4 protein-coding genes are annotated in these 3,660 nt (G+C 55.3%); 2 read left to right on the plus strand and 2 right to left on the minus strand.

Annotated elements, in window-relative coordinates:
* Together Q7L05_RS17105 and Q7L05_RS17110 are read left to right on the plus strand one after the other, a co-directional pair.
* Window positions 1-198: hypothetical protein (locus tag Q7L05_RS17105; protein ID WP_303909480.1), on the plus strand; the 198-nt coding region annotated here is incomplete at its 5' end.
* A 35-nt stretch (window positions 199-233) separates the two neighbouring features.
* Window positions 234-1,139 carry an integrase core domain-containing protein gene (locus tag Q7L05_RS17110; protein ID WP_303909482.1) on the plus strand — a complete coding sequence of 302 codons (906 nt, stop codon included), beginning with the start codon at window positions 234-236 and terminating at the stop codon, window positions 1,137-1,139.
* A gap of 502 nt (window positions 1,140-1,641) precedes the next feature.
* Here Q7L05_RS17110 and Q7L05_RS17115 read toward each other — a convergent pair.
* Window positions 1,642-2,052 (minus strand): hypothetical protein, encoded by a 411-nt coding sequence (locus Q7L05_RS17115; protein ID WP_303909485.1) that lies wholly within the window; start codon window positions 2,050-2,052, stop codon window positions 1,642-1,644.
* Window positions 2,049-3,660: RHS repeat domain-containing protein (locus Q7L05_RS17120; protein ID WP_303909487.1), on the minus strand; the 1,612-nt coding region annotated here is incomplete at its 5' end. The genes Q7L05_RS17115 and Q7L05_RS17120, both read right to left, overlap by 4 nt.

Genomic DNA, 3,660 nt, shown 5'->3' on the forward strand with positions numbered 1-3,660 from the left:
GAAGGTGCGCCCGATGATGCTGCCGCCGGCGTCCAGCTCGCCGATGCGGGTGGGGCGCTGGCCGACCCGCCGATTTCCGTCTACTCGCGCCCCGCTGTGATGGGCTGCTGCGATCCGGTCGTGCAGAAATCCCGAATTGTGAAAGAGCGTGGGAATATCCCGACTTCATGGCGTTCGCGTTACCATGGAAGGTGTTAGGCTTTAGCACAGAAGAACAACAGGATACACGAGGGATGCGGCTGTTTTTGGGGCTTTTTCTTGTTCTGGGTTTCGCCGCTATTCTCGTGCTTTGGTCTCTCAACCACCGGCGGCGTTGTCAGTCATTCGGTCGAAGAAAGAGGAGTGGCTCTTCGGTAGTCAACTACCGATTCACGAAAAAACCCGACTGGGTGCCGAAGGAGATCATCCGCATGAAGGCGCTGATGCGGGACGCTGGCTGCCGTTCACTGGCGGACACCTTCAATCGGCGCTTCGCCCATGCGGGAACGACCGTCGGAAAGACGTATGTGAGTGATACGGTTCGCAAGCACCGGTACGAGATCCTGTTGCTGCGAAGGCGCCTGAAGAACCGTCCCCCCAAGCCCATGCCCATCAACAAGGTTTGGGCCATGGATTTAACGGGCAAAGCCGATGCAACTGGCCAGATCCATAGCATCCTTGGGCTACTCGAACACGGCTCACGGGTCAACCTGTGCCTCCAGGCTCTCCCTGATAAATCCAGCCTCACCCTCCTCCGCTGCCTGCTTGCTGCTGTTGAGCGATACGGAAAACCGGAATGCTTGCGTACGGACAATGAAGCGGTATTCACCTCAGGGCTGTTTCGTTTCGGGCTCTGGCTTCTTGGTATCAGGCACCAGCCGATCGAAAAAGGCTGTCCGTGGATGAATGGCAGAGTCGAGCGGTTCTTCGGCACCTTGAAGTCCAAGCTGGATCGGTGGGAAGTCGACTCACTCCAGCAGCTAAATGACGCACTCGTTCCCTTCCGGTTCTGGTACAACCATGTCCGGCCGCACCGGAACCTGGACGGCCGCACACCGGCTGAGGTCTGGAAGGATGATGATCTCGATTTCCGGCCACGGACAGAATCCTGGTTTGCTGCCTGGGACGGGCTGCTTACAGGATATTACCTGCGAGTATGAGTCGCGGCTACCGCGAGAAAAAGCCGCAATTCATGGTCAGGCCGACTGTCCGGGGAAACCTGTGCCTTGAATGCCGATAGCGCAAGAATTCGATCGGTTCGCCTTAGCCATCCTGGCTGTAAACGGGCTATTTTCTTTCGGGACTGTGCCGCGGTTCTCGTAAATCGCCGGGGTAAAGTGAAAAATCGGCCAGTTCCGGCCACCATCCAGCCCGCCGGACACGCGGACGGGACACCTGCTGCAGGTATTTTCCGGAAATGGAGACGCGATCACCGGTGTGAAGTGAGGGATCTAGCAGCATTGTTGATAAGATTGTGATCGGTGTCACTGGGGAATGAGGAGAAATCGGCGAAAAAATCGCGGATTTCACATCCCGGAGGTGTGACGGACAGGCGGACGGGACACCTTTCCGGGTAGAGGACTTTCACCTCCAATCTCTTGCCGATTTATCTCGGCGCACTGGGTGTCCGGTAAGTTCCCGTTTGTTCACTCGTCGGCCCACCTAGCGGGTTGGATTAGGGAATGGTGGATTTCCCGGCTCTTCCGGTTCTTGGTGCGGAATCGGCCAAATTTGGTGGCCCCCCTCACCAAAGAGAACGCGCTGAATGCCTGGCGGAAGTCCTACTTCATAATCAAACCGACCAGAAAGACCTTTGCGTGCAGGCACCAAGATAACGTAAATAATAAGATCTCCATCTTTTCGAGTTGTCTCAATTCGGCCAACAGCAAGCGCGCTGTGGAAGGCAAGTCCGGAAATATGAAGAGTTAATCGACCATCTCTGCGACTTTCAGTCACAGAAAAATTCTGCACATCTTTAAACTCCAACTTTTTCATGCCATCTGCAGAGCAAGCGCAAACACTTGCAACAAAAAGTACAACGCATCTTAATGCCCACTGTTTCATGTCATTCACTGGAGTGAAGACTCCAACGGGTCTAAAGATGATGATCCTGATGAGCGCCCAATCGAGCCACTTGACGCGCTAGACGCTGTGTTTGGACTGGTAGCCGTGCTGTGATTGGCACCACCATTGGCTTCAATAATAGATTCCTTCAATGTAGTTGGATTGTTGATTGGTCCCCAATTAGCATTCAAGTCTTCCCCTGTTCCCGTCTCCCATGCATCGCGTGAAAAGCCAGAGCACGGGCTACCAAGCGACCAAGCATCTTCACCTTGATTCTGATACTCAGAAATGACATTCATGAGATTTGTTTCTGCAGCATCATCTAGGTGCATTGTTCGAGAAGCATCGCCAGTTCGACCGGCCTCAAGATTCGTAAACAACCCATTTCCTTGTTCCGTTGGGTTGTTACCCCATGTCCCATATGTGGTTGTGGTGGTAGTCCCAGAACCTCCAGAGGGATCTGGTGTGTATGAAATCCAAGCGTGACCGGAAGTCATGCTTGAACCACCGTTGCCGCTGGAGTGAATTGTTAACGTTCCAGATAATCCATCTGGATCCATGAAGGCGACTGGATTACTAAACGAGTATCCGTAAAGGGCAAGGTTATTTGATTTGAATACACCGCCCATTCCACGAAGATTGTAAGAAGGCCGCCACTGATTCTCAAGGCTGGGCATGCTAAGCCGAACTGGCTCCCGGCCATCAGGCAGATATTCGCCAAGGATCGGATCGGCACTCTGCCAAACACTCGTCCTCGGGTCATAATACCTCGCCCCGAAGTAATACAGCCCCGTCTCCTCATCCAGCTCCTTCCCGGTGAACAGATACGGACTTTTCTCCGTATTACCCCCCTGCTGCACCCAGGTCTCGCCGAACGGGAAGTACTGGATGTGCTCGTGCACCTCGCCGTTCTCCCGGGTGACGTAGCCGGTGGAGCCGAGGTGGTCCGGGTGGTAGTAGAAGAGCTGCTCTCCGTTGGAGCCGAGGGTGACGATTTCCTCCTCGGTGCCGTCGGTATTGTCACCGATGGTACCGTCTTCGATGCCTCCGTCGCTACCGTCCTCCTGGCTGTCGGGGATGCCGTTGCCATCCTCGTCGCAGTGCTCTTCGATGAGGTGCTTGTTCTTGCAGGTGTTCATCGCCACTTCATTGGCTCGGTCGGAGCGGTTGTCGACGCCCTGGCCGGGGTGGGAGCCCTGCTTGAAGTTGCCCTTGGTCTTGGCTTTGGTGTTTTTGTCCTTGCCAGGTGATTTGCCGTTGTTGTTTTTCTCCTTGTCCTTGCCCAGGGCTTTACCGTTGTTGGTCTTCTCGGTGTTTTTGTCCTTGCCCAGGGCCTTGCCGTTGGCCGCTCTCGGCGTCCTGCCTCCCGCGGCATTAGCACTTCCCTGTGCGTCATTGCTCTTCTCCGGGCTGTCGCTCTTCTTCGTCTGCCCGGGCGGGGTCTTGGCGTCGGTGACGCCGTCATAGCTGCGGATGAAGCTGGTGCCGCCGGTGACCTTGGTCAGCATCCGTGTATTGCCCACGAAGATGTGTTTGGAGCCGATGGAGCCGTTTCGCTCCGAGAAGTACTGGTTGACGTAGACGGTCAGGTTCTGACGGGACTGTTTGATGACCCGC

It is taken from the genome of Thiohalomonas denitrificans (assembly GCF_016841685.1).
Lineage (GTDB): Bacteria > Pseudomonadota > Gammaproteobacteria > Thiohalomonadales > Thiohalomonadaceae > Thiohalomonas > Thiohalomonas denitrificans_A.

Bases quoted from the DNA above. Each gene is read 5' to 3' on its own strand.
- Q7L05_RS17110 (WP_303909482.1), top strand. From the start codon at position 234: ATGCGGCTGTTTTTGGGGCTTTTTCTTGTTCTGGGTTTCGCCGCTATT.